The 19579-nt window shown below is 65.7% G+C and carries 12 protein-coding genes; 6 read left to right on the forward strand and 6 right to left on the reverse strand.

Annotation, left to right across the window (positions count from 1 at the left end):
- Positions 1-41: 41 nt before the first annotated feature.
- Positions 42-992 carry a hypothetical protein gene (locus tag ACTJJK_RS12500; RefSeq protein ID WP_051884281.1) on the reverse strand — a complete coding sequence of 317 codons (951 nt, stop codon included), beginning with the start codon at positions 990-992 and terminating at the stop codon, positions 42-44.
- A gap of 12 nt (positions 993-1004) precedes the next feature.
- On the reverse strand, positions 1005-2453 hold the full coding sequence (locus ACTJJK_RS12505) for a lipopolysaccharide biosynthesis protein (protein ID WP_440730359.1): 1449 nt from the start codon (positions 2451-2453) through the stop codon (positions 1005-1007).
- A 215-nt stretch (positions 2454-2668) separates the two neighbouring features.
- Here ACTJJK_RS12505 and galE point away from each other — a divergent pair, with 215 nt between their 5' ends.
- Positions 2669-3697, forward strand: a complete 1029-nt coding sequence (gene galE / locus ACTJJK_RS12510) for a UDP-glucose 4-epimerase GalE (protein ID WP_051884280.1) — start codon at positions 2669-2671, stop codon at positions 3695-3697.
- A 118-nt stretch (positions 3698-3815) separates the two neighbouring features.
- Complete coding sequence (locus ACTJJK_RS12515) at positions 3816-4781, forward strand: hypothetical protein (RefSeq protein ID WP_031370151.1); 966 nt, start codon at positions 3816-3818, stop codon at positions 4779-4781.
- 65 nt (positions 4782-4846) lie between these two features.
- Here ACTJJK_RS12515 and ACTJJK_RS12520 read toward each other — a convergent pair whose 3' ends face one another.
- Positions 4847-5266, reverse strand: coding sequence for a hypothetical protein (locus ACTJJK_RS12520; protein ID WP_440730360.1), 420 nt, complete (start codon positions 5264-5266; stop codon positions 4847-4849).
- Between the two features lie 346 nt (positions 5267-5612).
- On the opposite strand from ACTJJK_RS12520, the gene ACTJJK_RS12525 reads away from it, so the two are divergent.
- Positions 5613-6032, forward strand: coding sequence for an OsmC family protein (locus ACTJJK_RS12525; RefSeq protein WP_440730361.1), 420 nt, complete (start codon positions 5613-5615; stop codon positions 6030-6032).
- 216 nt (positions 6033-6248) lie between these two features.
- The gene (locus ACTJJK_RS12530) at positions 6249-12464 is read left to right on the forward strand and encodes a calcium-binding protein (protein WP_440730362.1); all 6216 of its coding nucleotides are present in this window, start codon (positions 6249-6251) and stop codon (positions 12462-12464) included.
- Positions 12465-12573: 109 nt separating this feature from the next.
- On the opposite strand, the gene ACTJJK_RS12535 is transcribed toward ACTJJK_RS12530, so the two are convergent.
- A complete protein-coding gene (locus tag ACTJJK_RS12535; protein ID WP_031370147.1) occupies positions 12574-13404 on the reverse strand; it encodes an alpha/beta fold hydrolase in 831 nt (276 codons plus the stop codon).
- A gap of 117 nt (positions 13405-13521) precedes the next feature.
- Entirely contained in the window at positions 13522-14223 is a 702-nt protein-coding gene (locus ACTJJK_RS12540) for a pirin family protein (protein ID WP_440730363.1), read from the reverse strand.
- A gap of 119 nt (positions 14224-14342) precedes the next feature.
- On the opposite strand from ACTJJK_RS12540, the gene ACTJJK_RS12545 reads away from it, so the two are divergent.
- Together ACTJJK_RS12545 and ACTJJK_RS12550 are read left to right on the forward strand one after the other, a co-directional pair.
- Positions 14343-15266 (forward strand): LysR family transcriptional regulator, encoded by a 924-nt coding sequence (locus tag ACTJJK_RS12545; protein WP_031370145.1) that lies wholly within the window; start codon positions 14343-14345, stop codon positions 15264-15266.
- A gap of 570 nt (positions 15267-15836) precedes the next feature.
- Positions 15837-18371 (forward strand): prealbumin-like fold domain-containing protein, encoded by a 2535-nt coding sequence (locus ACTJJK_RS12550; RefSeq protein WP_440730364.1) that lies wholly within the window; start codon positions 15837-15839, stop codon positions 18369-18371.
- 165 nt (positions 18372-18536) lie between these two features.
- On the opposite strand, the gene ACTJJK_RS12555 is transcribed toward ACTJJK_RS12550, so the two are convergent.
- The gene (locus tag ACTJJK_RS12555) at positions 18537-19469 is read right to left on the reverse strand and encodes a sulfite exporter TauE/SafE family protein (RefSeq protein ID WP_031370143.1); all 933 of its coding nucleotides are present in this window, start codon (positions 19467-19469) and stop codon (positions 18537-18539) included.
- Between the last annotated feature and the right edge of the window lie 110 nt (positions 19470-19579).

Here is a 19579-nt window from a genome sequence, read left to right on the forward strand (position 1 = left end):
ATAGTCTTGCCTCGCCCGACCGATCGCCTGCGCACTCGCCGTCACCGTGCCGGCTCCGCCAGATCGACGATGCGGCCGGGCACTTCGGCATCGAGCCGGAAATCGACCGGCCGCGCCGTACGCCGCAAGGCATCCAGGCGCCCGCTGCGGCGCCACGCCGCCTGCAGTGCGGCCTTGGCATAAAACGAAGGCCCGCTGAGTTTGCGCGTATGCGGCGTGTAGCCCAGATGCCGGCGCAGGATGGCGTTGGCGAGGTTGATCATGTGATTGCGGCGGATCTCCTCGGTCCAGTACTCCAGGGTCATGGAGATGTTGAGGCAGTCGTGGTTCTCGATCCTGTGCGGCGAGTTGAGCGGCCAGAACAGGCCTTGCCCGGGTTCCAGGTCGAACACCGCGGCTTGCGCATCGAAGGCCGGGTCGTAGTGCAGGCCGACTTCGAGCTGGCTCAGGGCGATGTTTTCCAGGCCTTCTGCACTCAGGAACGGCAGGCGCGGCGGATAGACGTAGATGCGTTTGCGGCCGTGCAACTGCAACAGGCCCTGGCCGGGCAGGTCGGCGTGGTAATACACCTGCGCGCCGGGCGAGGACACCAGCAAGCCCATGCGGTGGTCGTAACTCGACAGCGGCGGCGCCAGCGTGCCGGCTTCGCCGAATAGGCCCATCAGCACTTCGAGGCAGTGCGGTTCCAGGTCCTGGCCGTTGCGCAGGTTCAGCCACAGGCGGCCGCGTTCGATCGCTTCCAGTACGCGCTCGCCGTCGAGCCCGCCGAACTCGCCTTCGCGCCAGACCCGCTTGCCGTTCGCGCCTTGTTCGCCCATGTGCACGATCGAGTAATGACGGCGCGGATAACGCTCGATGGTGCGGGCGATGGCCTCGCGGCTGAAACGCGGGTCGAGGTGCAGGCGGTGCTCGAACAGCAGCGGCGCGGCTTGCCATTGCGCCGGCGACTGCGGGCCGAGATCGCTCAAGGGATGCGTGGTGGGTTCGAGCATGACGGCGTTCCGCTAAGGGGAGTTGGGACGAAGCGCGCTGCGCAACTGGCCGAGCTGACCGCGATAGGTCAGCGCGAGCGCTGCGGCATACACCGTCGCACCGAGTGCGACGGTGGCGATGAGTTCGGTCCAGCCGGCGAGCGGCGGCAAGGCCGACAGGCTTGCGGCCATGACTGCGCTCGCCAGCGCGATGCGGGCCAGGTGAGCGATGGGCATCGGCATGCCGAGTTTGCGCACGGCGATGACGAACGAGACCAGCGCGCCGACGCTCACCGCGGCGAGCGCGCCGGCGGCGGCGCCGACCAGGCCCATCGTGCGCAGGCCGATGGCGGCGGCGGCGAGGAACAGGGCGGTTTCGAGTACGTCGATCGCCAGCGTCCAAGCTGTCTTCTGCGCGAGCAGGAAGGGCTGGTTGGCGAAGTGGCTGCGCAGGTTCTTGATCAGCCCGGCCAGGGTCGCGAGCGGCAGGATGCTCAAGGTCGTCGCGATGTACGGCGCCGAGACCGCGGCACGCGACAGCGGCTCGACGAGCAGGATCAGGCCGGCTGCGGTCGGCACCAGCACCGAGCAGAGTAGGGCGCCGTTAAGGGCGACCTGTTCCAGCGCCCGATGCTTCTCGCCCTGGGCTTCCAGGCGCAAGGCGATCGGGAACGCGGCGGCGGTGACCAGCATCGCCGCGAACGCGCAGGCGCGTTGTCCCAATGTCCAGCCGACCGAGAACAGGCCGACCGCTGCGAGGCCCATGCCGTGCTCGACGACGAAGCGAATGCCGTTGCCGGGCACCCACGCGAGCACGCCGCTGATCGCCAGCGGCAGACCGTAGAGGCAGATGCGGCGCCAGGTGGTCCGGTCCGGCTTGCGCAGTTGCAGGCGCATGCGCAGGCGCGACACCGCGTAGAGCAAGGACAGGCTTTGCGCGATCGCGTAAGAGGCCAGCACTTCGAGCGGGCCGATCTGGGCCGGGCCTTTCGCCGCCAGGCTGGCCCAGGTCCAGCCGATCGCCAGGCCGGCGACCGGGCCGACGCTCTGCAAAGCGGTGTAGACGCCGATGGCGTCGGCGACCTTGGCGCGCTCGGCCAGGTGCGTGCAGTAGGAGCGAGTCAAGGTGAACACGAACAACGTCGTCCACAGGGCCGGCGACGGCCAATCGTGCGAGACATAACGCAACAGGATCAGCAGGACCGCCGCCTGCAGCACGCCGTTGGCGAAGAACACCCAGCTCTCGATCACGTCCATGCGTTCGCGCAGAAGCGCATCGGCGCCAGGCAGGAAACGCAGCAGGAAATACGACCAGAAAGCCAGGAACAGCAGATACACCGCTTCCTGCATCGCCAGGGCCAGGGTGAACAGGCCGAACTCGTTCGGATCGAGCCAATGCGTCCACAACACGATCGCCGCCAACTGCGCGAGCGGGCCGAGCAGTTGTGCGGGCAGGTACAGCAGGGTCTGGCGAATCAGCACGACGCGTCCTTGCAGGCTGCAACTACACGAGCCGCGCGCTGGAATCGCGCGAGCTTGGAAGCCGGCCGATTCGATTCCTTATCCGACCAGTTCATTCATAAATATGAAGATAATTAAGTGATTTGCATCACAGTTTTAGTCCGACGCATACTCCCACGGCATGCTCGGAGCCACAAGGGCAGGCCAGGAAAAACCTTCAGTTTCCAGAGGCTTTCGTGACTCATCCCCCAGGCGTCGCACCGGTTCCGTTCACTGCTCCCTCACACGATTCCTGTCACGTCCTGGTCTGCGGCGGCGCCGGTTATATCGGTGCGCACGCGGCTTACGCGCTCGCTCATCAAGGTTTCGAAGTCAGCGTGCTCGATAACCTCAGCACCGGTCATCGCGAGGCCTTGCGTTGGGGCCGCTGGATCGCCGCCGACTTGCTCAAACCCGAAACGCTGGATGCCGCGTTCGAGCGTCCGGTCGATGCGGTGATGCATTTCGCCGCGCGCTCGCTGGTCGGCGAATCGGTCGCCGCGCCGTACGACTACTACCGGCACAACGTGGTAGGCAGCCTCAATCTGTTGCAGGCCATGCAGCGTCATGGCGTCGGTCGCCTGGTGTTTTCCTCGACAGCCGCGGTCTATGGCGAGCCGGACTCGGTATCGATCGACGAGGCGCATCGGACCGACCCGATCAATCCTTACGGCGCCAGCAAGCTCATGGTCGAGCGCATGCTCGCCGACGCCGCGCAGGCCTACGGCTTGCGTTCGGTGTCGCTGCGTTACTTCAACGCCGCCGGCGCCGCGGCCCATGCCGGCATCGGCGAATCGCATTATCCGGAAACCCATCTGATCCCGAACGTGTTGCGCGCGGCCCTCGGCGAAGCGCAGGCGCTGCAGGTGTTCGGCGACGACTACGACACCGTCGACGGTACCTGCGTGCGCGACTACATCCACGTGATCGACCTCGCCGACGCGCACATCCGCGCCTTGCGTTGGCTCGACAGCACGCCGGGCGCGCATCGTTTCAATCTCGGCAACGGCCAGGGCTTCAGCGTGCTGCAGGTGATACGCGCGGCCGAGGCCATCGCCGGCCGCCGCATCCCTTACTCGCTGGCGCCCCGCAGAGCCGGCGACCCGCCGGTGCTGGTCGCGGCCAGCGATGCGGCGAGATCGCTACTGGGTTGGGCCCCGCGTTATACCCGCCTGGAAGACATCATCGACAGCGCGTGGCAATGGCATAGCGCGCCGGCGTTCTGAGCGGCGTGCTGCGGCGCGGGCGCTACAAACCTCTGGCGCATCGCGTGTGAACATCGATTCATTCGCCCGGCCGGTCGCCTAGTACCATCGTGGCATGGTTCGTAACCGGTCGCAGCGCATGTCCCAACACCCGTTCCGGTCCGGTGCCCTGGCGTTCGCCTTGATCGCCACAGGCTCGCTCGCTCATGCGGCGCAGGCGCCGGCTGATTACATCTATACCAGCGCCGGCGATTTCGCCGAACACCAGCATTACCTCGCGCGTGCGGATATCGAGGGCGTGCAGATCGTCTATAACTGGAAACAGTTGGAACGAGGGCAGGGCGAATACGACTTCAGCCGCATCGACGCCGACCTGAAACAGGTCGAGCGCCTGCACAAGAAGCTGTTCATCCAGATCCAGGATCGCTTCTTCGAGCCGGGCGCCAGAAACATCCCGGCCTATCTGTTGACCGATCCCGCTTTCGGTGGCGGCCTCGTGGCCCAGATCGACAACCCCGGCGAGAACAAGCCGCCGGCTTCGGGTTGGGCGACGCAGCAATGGAACCCGGAGGTCAGGGCCCGCTTCCAGAAGCTCCTGCAAGCCCTGGCCGCCCGCTACGACGGTCGTATCCAGGGCATCAATCTGCCCGAAACCGCGATCGACATCGACTACAAACGCGACAAGACCAGCTTCACCTGCGACAAATATTTCGCTGCGGAGATGGAGAACCTCGCCGCGGCGCGGCATGCGTTCAAGCAATCGCATGTGGTTCAGTACGTCAACTTCTGGCCCTGTGAGTGGAACAACGACCACGACTACATGGGCCGTTTGTTCGAATACGCGGCCAAGCACGGCGTGGGTCTCGGTGGGCCGGACATCGTCCCCTACAAGAAAGGACAGATGAAGAACGCCTATCCGTTCTTTCATCGTTATCGGGAGCAACTGTCCTTGGTCGCGATGGCGGTCCAGGAGCCGACCCTGACTTACAACAACGATAAAACCGGCAAGCCGTTCACCCGCGAGGAGTTCAGCGCTTTTGCCCAGGACTATCTCGGCGCGGACATCATTTTCTGGACGGTGTCGGCGCCGTGGCTGAATCCCTGATACGCCCGGGGCACGATCGCCGCTTCATCGCTTGACGCGGGGCAAGGCGCGGTCGATCCGCCCGATCAGCTCGGTTCGGGCCAGACGACATTGCCGAAGTTGAACGCCGACACGTCTTTCAAGGCGACACGGCAGAACACGCCGCGGTCCGACGGAAACGCCTGCGGCGCACCGGGCGTGTAGTAGATCGCATCCTTCAGATGCAGATACAGCGGCGGCCCCGGTCGGACCGTGCCTTCTTCGTTGGAGGCTCTCGCGGCCAGGCCTTCGACCGCTTCGTGGATGCGCGCGGTGATCGGGTGATGCTGGGCGTAGCGCTTGAAGCTGACGACCGTGCCCGAGATCAGCACCCCGGCCACCAGCAAGGTCACCTGGACCTCGGGCGCTCCGTCCTGGGTCGCGGTGTCGGCGACCACTTCGAGCACGATGTCGCGCGTTCCGAAATCCTCGATCAAGGAATTGCCCGTGCTGTTGTCCTGGGTCATGCCGTTGTCCTCTTAGCCGAGTGTCGCGCCGGTCGGGCGCATGGATTCGCCGCGCTCGTCGCGGCCGCCAAGAAGGGGTACGCAATTGGTCGGCGCGAACGGCCAGAACCGAGGCGTTTCGGCCCGGTCCAGTTGCGCCGGCGAGCTCGATGCCGGCGGTTCCCGCCAGCGGCCGGTTCGCGCCGAACCGTGCACTCGATGTTGCAGGCTCGATTCCGCTAGCGGGTTTCCTTACGCCACGCCTGCCAAGCCCTCGAGCCTCGATGCAGCGTTCCACCGCGAACCCTTCTGCTTTCGCGGGGCGCGTGCGATAACCGCTCGATCTTCCATCGTTCCGGAGCCCTGCATGCCCGCCATCGCCACCGTCCATGCCGCCAGCGACGGCGCGCCGTATCAGGTCCGTTTCAGCGACGACCTCGACCACCGCTGGCTCGCCGACGAACCCGCCGAACAGGGCGGCGCCGACAGTGGCCCGTCGCCGGAGCGTTTGTTGTTGTCCAGCCTCGGCGCCTGCACCGCGATCACCTTGCGCATGTATGCCGCGCGCAAGCAGTGGCCGCTGAGCGCGGTCGAAGTGGAACTGAGCTTCAACCCCGACGGCAAGCCGGCCGAGGGCACCGATATCCGCCGCCGCATCGCGCTGAGCGGCGAACTCAGCGACGAGCAGCGCGAACGCCTGCTGCAGGTCGCCAATGCCTGCCCGATCCACAAAGTCCTGTCGGGCGAAGTGCGGATAGCGACCGCACTGGCGGCGCCAGCGGTCTAAGCCTGGCTCACCGAGCGCCGCCGGCACGGGCGAACCGTTTCCTGCTAGCGGCTTCGTGGCGCCCGTGGTGGAGGCAGGCCTCCATCGGTAACATCTCATCTGCGGATACAGGCATGGGGCAGCATTAGCTGAAATGCCTGGCGATCCGCGTGGGGCAGGGGCGGTTACTGGCGAATTCCCCGGAGTCGGGGTCAAACGAACGAACAAGGATGGGGCATGGAAGGCATCGAAGGTATTGATTCCGCAACGCGGGAAGACTTGGCGAACATCGCCCAGGACACGCGCGAGGCGATGATTTCGTTTCTGGCGGGGCTCGCCGACGTTTCCGAAAAACTGCAGAACGGCGACATCTACGACGTGGACAAAGAGGCCGCCATGGTGCGTGCCCTGATCCTGAGCGCACAATTGTCCGCAGAGCGGGCGATGGAAGTGGCCAACAGCCCCGAACTTCGGGCGGATTCCCTGCGTAAACGCATGGCGGCGCAGCAAAGTTTCAACTACATCCGCTTGGTCGGGTTGTTGGAGGACGAAAGCCTTCTTCCGATCCAACGCCTGCAACGATTCGTCGATCATTTCAATGTCAACCTCAATTTCAGCCTCGGACGCTTCGCCGAGGGCGCGAAGTTCGGAAAGGTACTGGGGTGGACGAGCAACCTATTGACCGTCACCGACATGATCGCGGCGGTCGCAAATCATGACGGCGCGAAACTGGCCGGTATCGTCACCGGTTTCGTCGCGGGCGAGGCGGTATCGACGCTGGGGAGCTTCGTCATCGGCGGTGCGACTGCCGCAGGCGTGATCAGCGCGCCCGTCGCATTGGCCGCTTCGGTCATCGTGGTAGCCACGGCGACGGTCGTCGGCGCGAGCGTCCAGGACGAGGCCGAACAATTCTTCGCCGGGCTATTCGGCGAAAAGGAAGATCAGGATATCGGCGCATTGATATCGCGCGTCTTCGCCGAGTTCGACAATGGCGGAGTCACGTTCCCGAACATGAACTACAAGGTGCGGGTAGGCACCGAAGGCGACGATGTTCTTCTAGGTTCGAACCTGCGCGACTCCATCGTCGGCAGCACCGGCAACGACACGATCGAAGGTGGCGCACTCGGTGACTACTTGGCCGGCGACGAAGGCGACGACATCTTGCGCGGCCAGAACGGCGCAGACATGTTGCTCGGCGGCTCCGGTTCCGACACCTTGATCGGCGGGGTCGGCAACGACACGCTCAAGGGCGGGGCGGGACACGATTACTACGATTTCTCCCGCGAAGATTTCTTCGATGGACGCACCCAGGACATTATCGTCGACGCCGATGGCAATGGCCGTATCCGCTACGAGGGCCTTGCCGTCGGCGCCGATTCGCCGTTCGCCTCAGTCACCCAGGACGGTTTCAGTTGGCTGACCACCGATAAACTGTTCCGTTTGCTGCTGGTCGGTGAGGGGGCCTCGCAGAACCTGATCCTGGTCCATCGCGAGACCAATGCGCGCATTGTGGTGCAGAACTGGAGCAATGGCGATCTCGGTATCGATCTGCCCGATCCGGGCGGCATCAGCTTGCCGACCGGACAATCGCTCACCGGTTTCCACGACCTCTTCGGCCGCGACGGCAATCCCTTGCTCGACCACAGCAGTAGCGACAGTATCTATGGCATGGCCGGCAACGACGGCCTGGATGGCGGCTACGGCGACGATCGTCTGGAGGGTGGCGACGGCGAAGATTTCCTGATGGGCGGGCCCGGCCGCGACACCTTGAGCGGCGGCGACGGCAACGACTTCATCTTCGACGGTTCCACCGTGATGTACTGGCAGCAATGGTCGGATCCGGCCAACGTGACGCATCCCTGGGCCTGGGTCGACACCACCAGGCCCGGCAGCGAATTGGCGGCAGGCAATGGCTGGTACTTTTTCGGTCCCAGCGATTCCGCGGCGGTCGATGCGCGCGATTACCTGCGCCGACTCGACATGTACGCCCAAAAAGGCGGCATGACCGCCGATGAAGTCAATGCCGACCCCGGTCGGGAACCCACGAGCCCGTTCGTCCATCTCGACCCGAACGCGGGTAACCAGAGCGGCGACGATGTCATCGACGCCGGCGCCGGCTCAGACGTGGTCCGTTCGGGCGAGGGCGACGACACCATCGACGGCGGCAGCGGCAACGATTTGTTGATCGGTGCCGAGGATGACGACTTCATCCAGGGCGGTACCGGCGACGACGTCATCTTCGGCGACGTGCTGCTCGGCACGGCCACCGCACTGGACGGCAGCACCTGGGCCGCTTCGACCGACGCCAATATTTCCGGCAACGACGTGATCATGGGCGGCACCGGCGCGGACGTGATCTATGGCCAGGGCGGCGACGACGTGATCGACGGCGGCGACGACGACGACGTCATTCGCGGCGACCGCATCGGCAGCGAACCGGAATCGGATGCGCGCAACCCGGGCGTAGCCGGAGACGATCTGATCGACGGCGGCCGCGGCAACGACCGGATCGAGGGCAATGCCGGCCATGACACGGTGCGTGGCGGCGATGGCGACGACATCGTCGTAGGCGACGATGCCGTCACGGCAGGTGGCTTGCACGGCAACGATGCCTTGGACGGCGGCGTCGGAAACGACCAGTTGTGGGGCATGGGCGGGCACGACATCATCGATGGCGGCGACGGTGCGGATACCCTGATCGGCGACGACGCTTCGCTCGGCACGGCCTATCATGGCAACGACCTGCTTCGCGGCGGTGCCGGCAACGATATCGCTTTCGGTCAGGGCGGCAACGACGTCGTCGAAGGCGGCCTCGGCGACGACGTCCTGATGGGCGACGCCAATGTGGCAGACGTCGAGCTGTCGGCGCACGGAAACGACACCGTCATCGGCGGTGCCGGCAAGGACATGCTGTACGGCAACGGCGGCAACGACAGGCTCGACGGCGGAGACGACGACGACCAGGCCTGGGGCGGCGAGGGCGACGACACGCTCGCCGGTGGCGCGGGCAACGACTACCTCGACGGAGACGGCCTCTCGGTAGCGCCGGAACATCACGGCCGCGACACCCTGGACGGCGGCGACGGCGCCGATGTGATCTACGGTTTCGGCGGCGACGACTTGCTGTTCGGCGGATCCGGCAACGACATCCTGTACGGCGACGACGATGCCGGCGCCTTCAGCGGCAACGATCGTATCAATGGGGGTAGCGGCGACGATTCGGTCTGGGCCGGCGGCGGGAACGATTACGTTCGCGGCGACGGCGGCAACGACGCGTTGTTGGGCGGCGCAGGCGACGATTCGTTGCTGGGCGGCGATGGCAACGACTCGTTGCGAGGCGATGCGGGCAACGACAAGCTGGATGGCGGACTCGGTGCCGACGTCTACCGCTTCGAGGTCGGGTTCGGCGACGACGAAATCGTCGTTGGTGCGGAAATCGGCGTCGTCGATATCCTGCAGTTCGGCGACGGCATTGCCAAGGAAGGCTTGAGGCTGCTGCGGGTCGGCGACGATCTGGTGGTTTCCGTTTCCGGCAGCAGCGACCGCGTCACGTTGCGCGGCTACTACGCCGCGCCGGAACGGCACCAGTTCCGCTTCTCCGATGGGTCCCTGTGGAATGCGGCGGACATCCAGGAGCATGTGTCTGTGCCCGAAAGCGTCCCGACGACCGGCACGGATGTGCTGGGCACGGAAAACAACGATCTGATCGGCGGCAGCGACGGCCGGGACCAGATCTACGGTGGCGCCGGCGACGACATTCTTTATGGCTATGCCGGCGACGACATCTTGAACGGCGATGGCGACTACTGGCGGTTCGGTGGCAATTGGTTCAAACCCGGGAACGACGTCATTCTGGGCGGATCTGGCAACGACACGATCGACGGCGGCGGCGGCGACGACACCCTGCTTGGGGAAGAAGGCAACGATCACCTGATCGGCGATTACGGCGTTGATCGTCTATTGGGGGGCAGCGGCAACGATTGGCTCGAAGGCGGCGATGGCAACGACCAACTCGACGGTGGTGAAGGCGATGACGGCCTTAGCGGCGGCAGGGGACATGACCGTTTGCAAGGCGGCATCGGCAACGATGCTCTGCAGGGCGATGGCGGCGACGACTGGCTCGACGGCGGACGCGGAAACGACAGTCTGATGGGATCGGCCGGTGCCGATACCTACGTATTCGAACAGGGCTTCGGGCGCGACCATATCTGGAGCAGCGCCGCCGAAGACTACGAGCAGTTGGACAGTGTCCGCTTCGGGGCCGGCATCGCCAGAGCGGATGTCAGTGCCGTGCGCGTCGGCGACGACCTGGTCCTGAATATTGGAGCCGACGACTCCCTGACCCTGCACGATTACTACAACTCGAACTTCAGCATCCGTCAGATCCTGTTCTCCGATGGCAGCGAATATGAAGTCCCGGTCAATGTGTACAGGATCGGCGGCAACGACTCAGAAGTCCTCGACGGAGGCGCCGGCAACGACCGCATCGCTGGCGGCAGCGGCGATGACGTCATCCACGGCGGCGTCGGCAACGACTTGCTCGACGGCCAGAGCGGCTCCGACGAATTGCATGGCGGGGCTGGCGACGACGTACTGTATTCCGCCGCTGACACGGACGGGATCGACCGGCTCTACGGCGGCGACGGCAACGACACCCTGTTCGGCAGCAGCGCGGACCAGTTGTTCGGCGGCAATGGCGACGACAATCTGGGGGGCGACGGTTCCGGCGCGACCCTGGATGGGGGAGCGGGAGACGACACGCTCCAGGCGGGAACCGGCGATATCGCCATCGGCGGCGACGGCAACGACACCATCACCGGCGGCAGCCTGGTCGAAGGCGGAGGCGGTGACGACGTGCTGCACCAGAGCAACGCTGTCTACAAGTTCGATGCTCAGTTCGGCAACGATCTTTTTGCCACCGGCAACAGTTTCACGACATCGACGCTGCGCTTCGCTCACCTCACCGATCCAGGCAGCCTGTATCTGGTGGTGCAGCCCGGCGAAGGCGACGGCGAGGGCGGGCAGATAGGCCGGCAGAGCACCTTGCACGTTGCCGGCAGCAGCGATTCGATCCGCTTCGAGCGGGGCGGAAATTATCGCGTCGAATTGGCCGACGGCTCGTCGTGGACGATCGACGAGGCCCTGCTGTTCGGGCAGGACGACGACTACCTGAGCCAAAACCTCATCGGCAGCCGTACCCGCCACATCGGCTTCCTCGGCAACGATGTCTTGAACGGAACCGCCGGCGCCGAAGCGATACTCGGCGGAGACGGCGCCGACCGCATCGGCGCAGGCGGCGGCGATGACGTACTCAACGGCGGGGCGGGCGACGATGTCTACCTGGTCAATGGCCTGGCTTCGGAGCGGACGATTTTCGACGCCCGCAACGACGACCTGACGGAAACCGATACGATCAAGTTCGGGCCGGACTGGCAGCGCGAGGACATCGCGTTTTCGGCCAACGGCAAACATCTGGTCGTCACCGATACCCAGGGCAACCGTATCGCGCAGGTCTTCAACTTCTTTGCCGGGTCGGTCGCCACCGGTTTCGAAGTGGATCGTTTCGAGTTCGCCGACGGCAGTTCGCTTAGTGCCGAGCAAGTGGTCGCCCTGGTACCTGGCGCGCCGCGGATCGTGTCGGGTACGGAGGGCGACGATCTGTTGCTGGGCGGCGAGGGCGACGACGAACTGTCGGGCGCCGGTGGCAATGATGTGCTGGACGGGCAAGCCGGCAACGATGTGCTGTCGGGCGGTACCGGCGGGGATATCTACCGCTTCGGTCGCGGGAGCGGAAGCGACGTGATCTACGAACTCGGCCGATCGTCCGGCCCGACTCCGGAAGGGGTTATCGAACTGCCGCAGACGGCCGAACCGCAGGAGAACGGCTCGCAGGACGTCGATGTCATCCAGTTGGGCGCGGATATCGAGACCGGCGATGTGAGTCTGCAGCGCTCTTTCAACGACCTGCACATCGCCATTTCCGGTACGAACGATGTCCTGCAGATCGTCGGATACTTCGCCGAGGATCCCTCAAGTTCGAACTGGGACGGGCGGGTCGAGGAAATCCGCTTCGCCGACGGCACAGTCTGGAATGTGCAAGCGGTCTCGGCCATGTTGCCCGATCAACCGCCGCTGCCGACCGATGCCTGGATGTCGGCCGAGAGCCCAGCGTCGATCTTGCTGCAGGGCGTACCGCCGCGCTCGGACCTATCCGAGTATCGCTCCGCCGGCGTTGCGCCGTCCGGTGCTGCGGTGCCTTCGGCTGGTCCGCCGGAGAGAGGGGCGACGACGAGTTCGGAGTTGCAGACACTCATCGCAGCCATGGGCAGCTACGGCGATGGCGTCGCATCGATGGCGGCAGCGCAGGACGTGCAGACGATATCGGTAGGCATGTGGCAAGCCAACTGCCTTGCCTATATCGATGCCAATGGCATCGGCCGCGCGTCGGTGTAAGTGCCCGCTTCAATGCTCGAAGGACCGAATCGGCCCGNGGGCCGATTCGTTGAGACCAGGCCCTCTTTTATCGAGTGGCCAGTGCCGCACCCGAACCCGGTGCGGACGATCAGGACTTGAGGAAGTCCAGCAGGTCCTGGTTGAGTTTTTCCTTGTGGGTGTCGGTCAATCCGTGCGGAGCGCCGGGATAGACCACCAGCTTGCTGTTCTTGACCAGCTTGGCCGAGGCGCGCGCCGCCGCGTCGATCGGCACGACCTGGTCGTCGTCGCCGTGCAGGATCAGGGTGGGCACGTCGAACTTCTTCAGGTCTTCAGTGAAGTCGGTTTCCGAGAACGCCTTGATGCTGTCGAAGGTGTTCTTGTGGCCGCCCTGCATGCCCTGGACCCAGAACGAATCGATCATGCCCTGCGACTTCTTCGCGCCGGGACGATTGAAGCCGAAGAACGGGCCGCCGGCGAGGTCCTGGTACAACTGCGAGCGGTCGGCGATGGAGCCGGCGCGCAGGCCGTCGAACACGTCCTTCGGCAGGCCGCCGGGGTTGGCGTCGGTCTTGAGCATCAGCGGCGGCACCGCCGAGATCAAACCGGCCTTCTTGACCCGCTTGGTGCCGTGGCGGCCGATGTAGCGCGCGACTTCGCCGCCGCCGGTGGAAAAGCCGAACAGCGTCGCGCCCTGGAGGTCGAGATGCTCGAGCAATTGCGCCAGGTCGTCGGCGTAGTGGTCCATGTCGTTGCCGTCCCAGGGCTGGCTGGAGCGGCCGTGGCCGCGGCGGTCGTGGGCGATGGTGCGGTAGCCGTGCTCGGCCAGGAACAGCATCTGCGCTTCCCAACTGTCGGCGCTGAGCGGCCAGCCGTGACTGAAGACCACCGGCTCGCCGTCGCGCGGGCCCCAGTCCTTGTAATAGATCTGCACGCCGTCTTTGGTGGTGAAAGTGCCCATGGTGTCGCTCCTGTGCGGTGGGGAAGAAGGGAGTGTGGTCGATGCGGGCGACACCGGCGTTGACCGGTGTCGCAGGGAGTCGTTTTGAACGCGTAGCGTCAACTGCGAAAGCCGAGATCAGGGCGCGGTGTCGACAAGGACCAACTCGGCATCGTCGATGGCGACGACGCGGATCGCGCCCTCGTTGCGGATCGCCGCGCCGTCGCGAGCCTGCAAACGCACGCCGTTGACCTCGACGCTGCCCTTGGCCGGCACCAGATAACCGTAGCGGTCGTCGGCGAAGACGTATTCGGCCGATTCGCCTGCGGCGAGGGTCAGGCCGAGCACGCGCGCATCGGCGCGGATCGGCAAGGTGTCTTCGTCGCCTTCGATGCCGCTGGCCAGGGTGACGAAGTGGCCGGCGCGGTCGCCCTTGGGGAAAGGCTTGCTGCCCCAGGTCGGCGCGCCGCCGCGCTGATCGGGAATGATCCAGATCTGGAAGATGCGGGTGGTGTCGGATTCGAGGTTGTATTCGGCGTGCTGGATGCCGGTGCCGGCGCTCATCACCTGGACGTCGCCGGCTTCGGTGCGGCCGCGGTTGCCGAGATTGTCCTGGTGGGTGATCGCACCGTCGCGGACGTAGGTGATGATCTCCATGTCGGCGTGCGAATGCGGCGGGAAGCCGGTGTTGGCCTGGATGGTGTCGTCGTTCCAGACCCGCAGCGCGCCCCAGCCCATGCGCTCGGGGTCGCGGTAGCCGGAGAACGAGAAGTGATGCTTGGCGTCGAGCCAGCCGTGGTCGGCGCCGCCGAGGCTGTCGTAGGGGCGAAGTTCGATCATGTCCGTGTCCTCGTGGATGAGTGCCGTGTGGCTTGAGGAGAACGATAGGCCGATGCGATCAGGTTTAGAATGGAACCAATGGAAAGGCATTCTTTCCAAAATTGATATGGACGCCCGCCATGCAGAAACTGCCCGACCTGGAAGCCTGGGCGATCTTCGCCAAGGTCGCCGAAACCGGCTCGTTCGCACGTACGGCCGCCGAGTTCGGCCTGTCGCAGGCGACCGTGTCCAAGGCGATCACCCGCCTGGAGACCCGGTTGAAGACGGTGTTGTTCCATCGCACCTCGCGCAAGATGTCGCTGACCGAGAGCGGCCGCGGCGCGCTCGAACGCGCCAGCCGCATCCTCGCCGAGGGCGAAGCGGTCGAGGCCGAGATCACCGCCCAGGCCGCGAGCCCGCGCGGGCAGGTGCGCATCGCCGCGCCGATGTCGTTCGGCATCGCTCACCTGTCGCCGCTGCTGCCCGAGTTCATGGCGCGCTATCCCGATATCGCCCTGGAGATCGTGTTCGACGACGGCGTCACCGACCTCATCGGCGGCGGCTACGACCTGGCCCTGCGGATTTCGACCCTGGCCGATTCGAGCCTGCTGGCGCGGCGTTTGTGCGGCGTGCGCATCCTGTTGGTAGGGTCGCCGGCCTATCTGGAACGACGCGGACGGCCGAAGCATCCGCGGCAACTGGCCGATCACGACGCGCTGTTCTACACCTATTCGCGTTTCGGCAACGCCTGGCGTTTCAGCCACAAGCGTCACGGCGATTTCTCGATCAGCGTGGCCACGCCGTTGCGGGTCAACAATGCCGAAGCCTTGAATCCGGCCTTGCTCGCCGGGCAGGGTCTGGCGCTGCAACCCGAGTTCCTGGTCTGGCGCGAACTGCGCAACGGCAAGCTCGAAGTGGTGATGCCGGAATGGGCGCCGCCGCCGATCGCCCTGCACGTGGTCACGCCGCCGGGCCGCATCCGCCCGGCCCGCGTGCAGGTGCTGATCGATTACCTGGTGCGCAAGTTCGAGAAGGCGCCGTGGGCCGACCCGCAGGAACGCTAGGACTCGGCTGGCGTCGACGGGGGAGCGGGCGCCGACAGGCGGTGCAGGCTTCAGCTGGCAGGTGTGGCACCGTCGGTCGAAGCAGGTATCGATACACAGATGGGGTCGCCGGTGATTTCGGGCCGATATGCCAGGCCTCCACGGGCGTTCGGGCCGGCGACGGGCTTCGATCGAAACCGGGGAGGCGGACGGGAGCAAGGCAAGGACGACCGTCCATCCGCGATGACCGGTCGTTTACTCCGTGTGTCTTTGCGCAAAAAGCACACCGAATGAAGTAAATCGACTAAAGAAAGGCACTTCGTGATTGAGAGGGGTGCAAAACTGGGATATAAGTCACAGAAATGCCCGTGACCGGGACGCCTGGGCAAGTCACCAATCGAGAGTCGCTGCGCCCCTGGGGGCTCCGTGGCAGCGCTGTCCTGAAGCGCACGTATCGAGCTGCACGGTTGTTGCTCGACGCTGACTCACTGATTGGCCTGTGCAACGAGGGGGTGCCGTTTGTTCAACCATCGTCGTCGATGCCTGTCCGCCAATACGCGCGGCCGGCGCCTGTTTGCCTGTCCAGTGGCCTTGGCATTGCTGCCGCTGTTGGCGTTTCCGGCGACTGCGCAGATCCAGCGCAGCTTCATCAATCTCGGCTTCGAAGAGCCCATCCTGGTGCCCGCGGGCTGCTCCACCCAGACCATCGATTCGCGGGTGACCGGCTGGACGACCACCCATCCGGTCGGTACCGGCGGGGGCGGCTGCACCAGCCCTCCGAGCGGCGAGACCGGCCCGCTGATCGAACTGTGGAGCAACGGCTTCCTCGGGGTGCCGTCGCGCGCCGGCAGTAACCTCGCCGAGCTCAATGCGCAAACGGCCTCACGCCTGTTTCAGCGCGTGTGCCTGGTTACCGGAGAGCAGGTGCGGTGGCAGTTGAGCCACCGGGCCAGAGACCCTGGCGGCACCGGCCTCGACGTGATGGCGTTCAACATCGATTCGACGGTCAACCAGATCGGCCGCTTCGCGACCAACACCACCGGTGCCGGCACCGTGCAGGCCTGCGGCGGCGGGCTGATCGGCACCGCAAGCTGCGCTGCGCCGACGACGACCAATACCTGGGCCGACTACACCGGCACCTTCACCTGGACCGGTACGTCCGCGATCCACGATTTCGGCTTCGAAGCCATCAGCACCTCCACCGGCAACAACAGCGTCGGCAATCTGCTCGATGAGATCCAGATCTTCCTGACCCCGTACCTGGAGTTCAAAACCGCGACCAACTCGGGATCGGAATCCGTCACCACCGGCAGCGGCCCGGTCGTTGCGGTGTCCGGTACCATCGCCGCGCCGGTGAACGTGATCATCCAAGTCACGGCAGCCAGCACCGCGACGCTCGGCAGCGACTACACCACGCCGTCGGGCACCAACACCTTCACCATGACGATCCCGGCCGGCAACTACGACGGCAACGTCGGCAGCCAGTTCCCGACCGGCATCGTCATCGTCAACGACACCGTCGTCGAGAACAACGAACTCATCACGATGAGTGTGCAGCCGAATCCCGCGGTCTACACCATCGCCAGCACGTCCACCTGCGGCCCGCCGTTCGTGCAGACCTCGACCTATACCATCCTCGACAACGACGTCGACACGCGCACCACCAAGACCGTCGGCAACGCCAGCCCCGCAGCCGGCGGCAGCACGGTGTTCACCGTGACCTACCAGAACAACACCGCGCGTCCGACCGTGGGCACGGGCAGCGATCTCGCTGCGCACGACGCGCAGGTGTCGATTGCCGATGCGTTGCCGGCCGGTTTCACCGCGTTCTCGTGGACCTGCGCTGCCAGCGGCACGCCCACGCCGGTGTGTCCGGCCGCCAGCGGCACCGGCGCTATCGCGGCGACCGCGACCTTGCCGGCCGGTAATGCGGCCGCGGGCGGCACTTTGACCTACACGATCACCGGCATGCTCGACCCGGCGCAGTGCGCGGCGACCACCAACACCAGCACGGTCGCGGTGGTCGCGCCGATCCAGGAAGCCACCAGCGCGCAGGCCTTGTTCGTCACGCCCGCGCCAGGCGGCACCGCCAACAACACCGCGACGGCGGTGGTGGACCCGGGTTGCCTGACCCTGAGCAAGACCACCAGCCCGGCCGCGGCAGCGACATTCGGTTTCGCCCTGACCAATACCGCGCTGACCGCCGCGACGGTGAGCACGCCGGCATCGGGCACGGCGCAAGTCGACGGCAATGCTGCCGCGGGCATCCAACCGTTCGGCATCGTCGCGCCGGCCACGGCGATCACGATCCAGGAGAACGCGTTGCCGGCGATCTATCAGCTCGCCAGCGCGACCTGCAGCAACGGCATCGCCAACGTCGGCAGCTTGAGCGGCACCACCTTCACCATTCCCTCCGCCGACGTGGTGGCCGGCACCGATTTCACCTGCAGCTTCACCAACGTGCGCAAGACCGCGTCGGTGGCGCTGGCCAAGACTTGGGTCGGCGCGGTCGTCAACGACAGTGCCAGCCTCAGCGCCACCGGCGGCATCGTGAACCCGACGCTGACGTCGGTCGCCAACAGCGCGAACGAGACCGACACTGGTACGGCGGTCGTGGTCGATACCGGCACTGTATTCACCTTGTCCGAGATACTGGGTGCCGGCAACGTCGGCCTGTACAACCCGAGCGCCTGGGCCTGCACCGGCACCAGTGGCTTGTCGGGCAACACGCTGACCGTCGGCGACAACGACACCGCGATCGTCTGCACCATCACCAATACCCGCCGGCAAGCGGACCTGCGGATCACCAAGACCAATACGCCAGGCGTGAACGGCGATGTCGACCAGATCGGCGATACGGTGACGCGAGGAGCGCCGACGACCTATACCGTGGTCGTAACCAACGTAGGCCCGGATCCGGTGGTGGGAGCACTCGTCAGCGACGCGGCGGGGCCGGGTATCGTTTGTCCGGCCGGTAATGCAGTCACTTGCAGCGGACCACCGGGCGCGTGCCCGGCAGGGCCGTTGACCTTCGGCATGCTGTCGGCTGGGGTGACGCTCGGCACCTTGTCCGCGGCGCCCGGCAGCAACCAAGTCACTTTTGTCTTCCAGTGCAACGTTCCCTAGCCGCCGGCGCGGCCTGCGCGACCCGGCCCGTGCCGGGTCGCCGGGCTGGCGTCACGAGATCTCGCCGGCTAACTGAAGTGCTTGCATGCAGGTCTTGCGCGATGGGTTCGTATCCGAGTTGAAGCGCGAGTGGTGGCGCTATTGGCGGAATGAGGCCTCCGCCGCTCAGGCACGGTCGGCTTTCAGCGAACCCGATGCCTCCGCTCGCGCACGCCGCGCCGACAGCAGCATCTGCACAGCGGCGTACAGCGTCACCGCCAGCACCAGCCAACGCAGCCATTCCAACGGCAGCGACTTGACTAGGAAGGCCGCGATCAAGACCCCGGGAATGCCGCCTAAAGTCAGACCGAAGGCCGCGCGCAGGTCGTAGCGGCCGCTGCGTACGAAGGCAGCGCCGCCGACCGGCATCAGGAACGCGCAGGCGCCCATCATGATCGGGAACGCCGCGAGCGGGTTCATGCCGAGCAGGCTGACCAGGATCAGGCACGGTGCGTACAGCCCGATGCCGAGCATCATCAATGCGCCGAGCACGAAGCTGGCGGCAATGGCGAAGGCGAGCGTCGCGCCGTGCAGGCCCAAGGCGTCGCCGCCGCCCGGCAGCCATTGCAGGTTGGTGGCAAGGAACAACAGCGCCGAGACCAACAACGCGATGCCCATGCCGATCTGGATCGCGCGTTTCGGCAGCCGCGCCACCACCCGCACGCCGGCCCAGGCGCCGGCGACCGCGGCGGCGATCATCCCGGCCAGAGTGACGAAGTCGACGCTGACCACGGCGATGAAGATCAGGGCCTGGGCGATGGTCGGCAGCGCGTGGCCGACGTTCAAGGTGCCTGGAATGCGATCGTCGGCGACCCGGCCACGCAACTTGAAGATCGCGGTGGTGGTGGCGAAAGAACCGATGCCGAGGGTGTCGAAGAAATTCGCGACGAAGCCGGTCAGCCCATCGCCTGGACGGGGCCACGGCGACACACCCGCGTCCGCATCGCGATCCCGTTGGCGACGGGCGCGCTCCAGCGCGTACCAGCGCCAGGCATAGGCCAGCGCCAACAAGGCCAGGGCCGACCAGAGCAGGGCGACCTCGAGGCTCGGGCGATTCACGACAGTGCCTCAAGCGGCGAGGGCGAGCGGCTGACGAATTCGACGACGGGCATGGCGCCTCCGGACAGGACCCGGGCCATGGTCGGACCCGCGCGCCGACGCGGCTTGCA

The organism is Lysobacter sp. 22409 (genome assembly GCF_052045105.1).
Taxonomy (GTDB): domain Bacteria; phylum Pseudomonadota; class Gammaproteobacteria; order Xanthomonadales; family Xanthomonadaceae; genus Lysobacter; species Lysobacter antibioticus_B.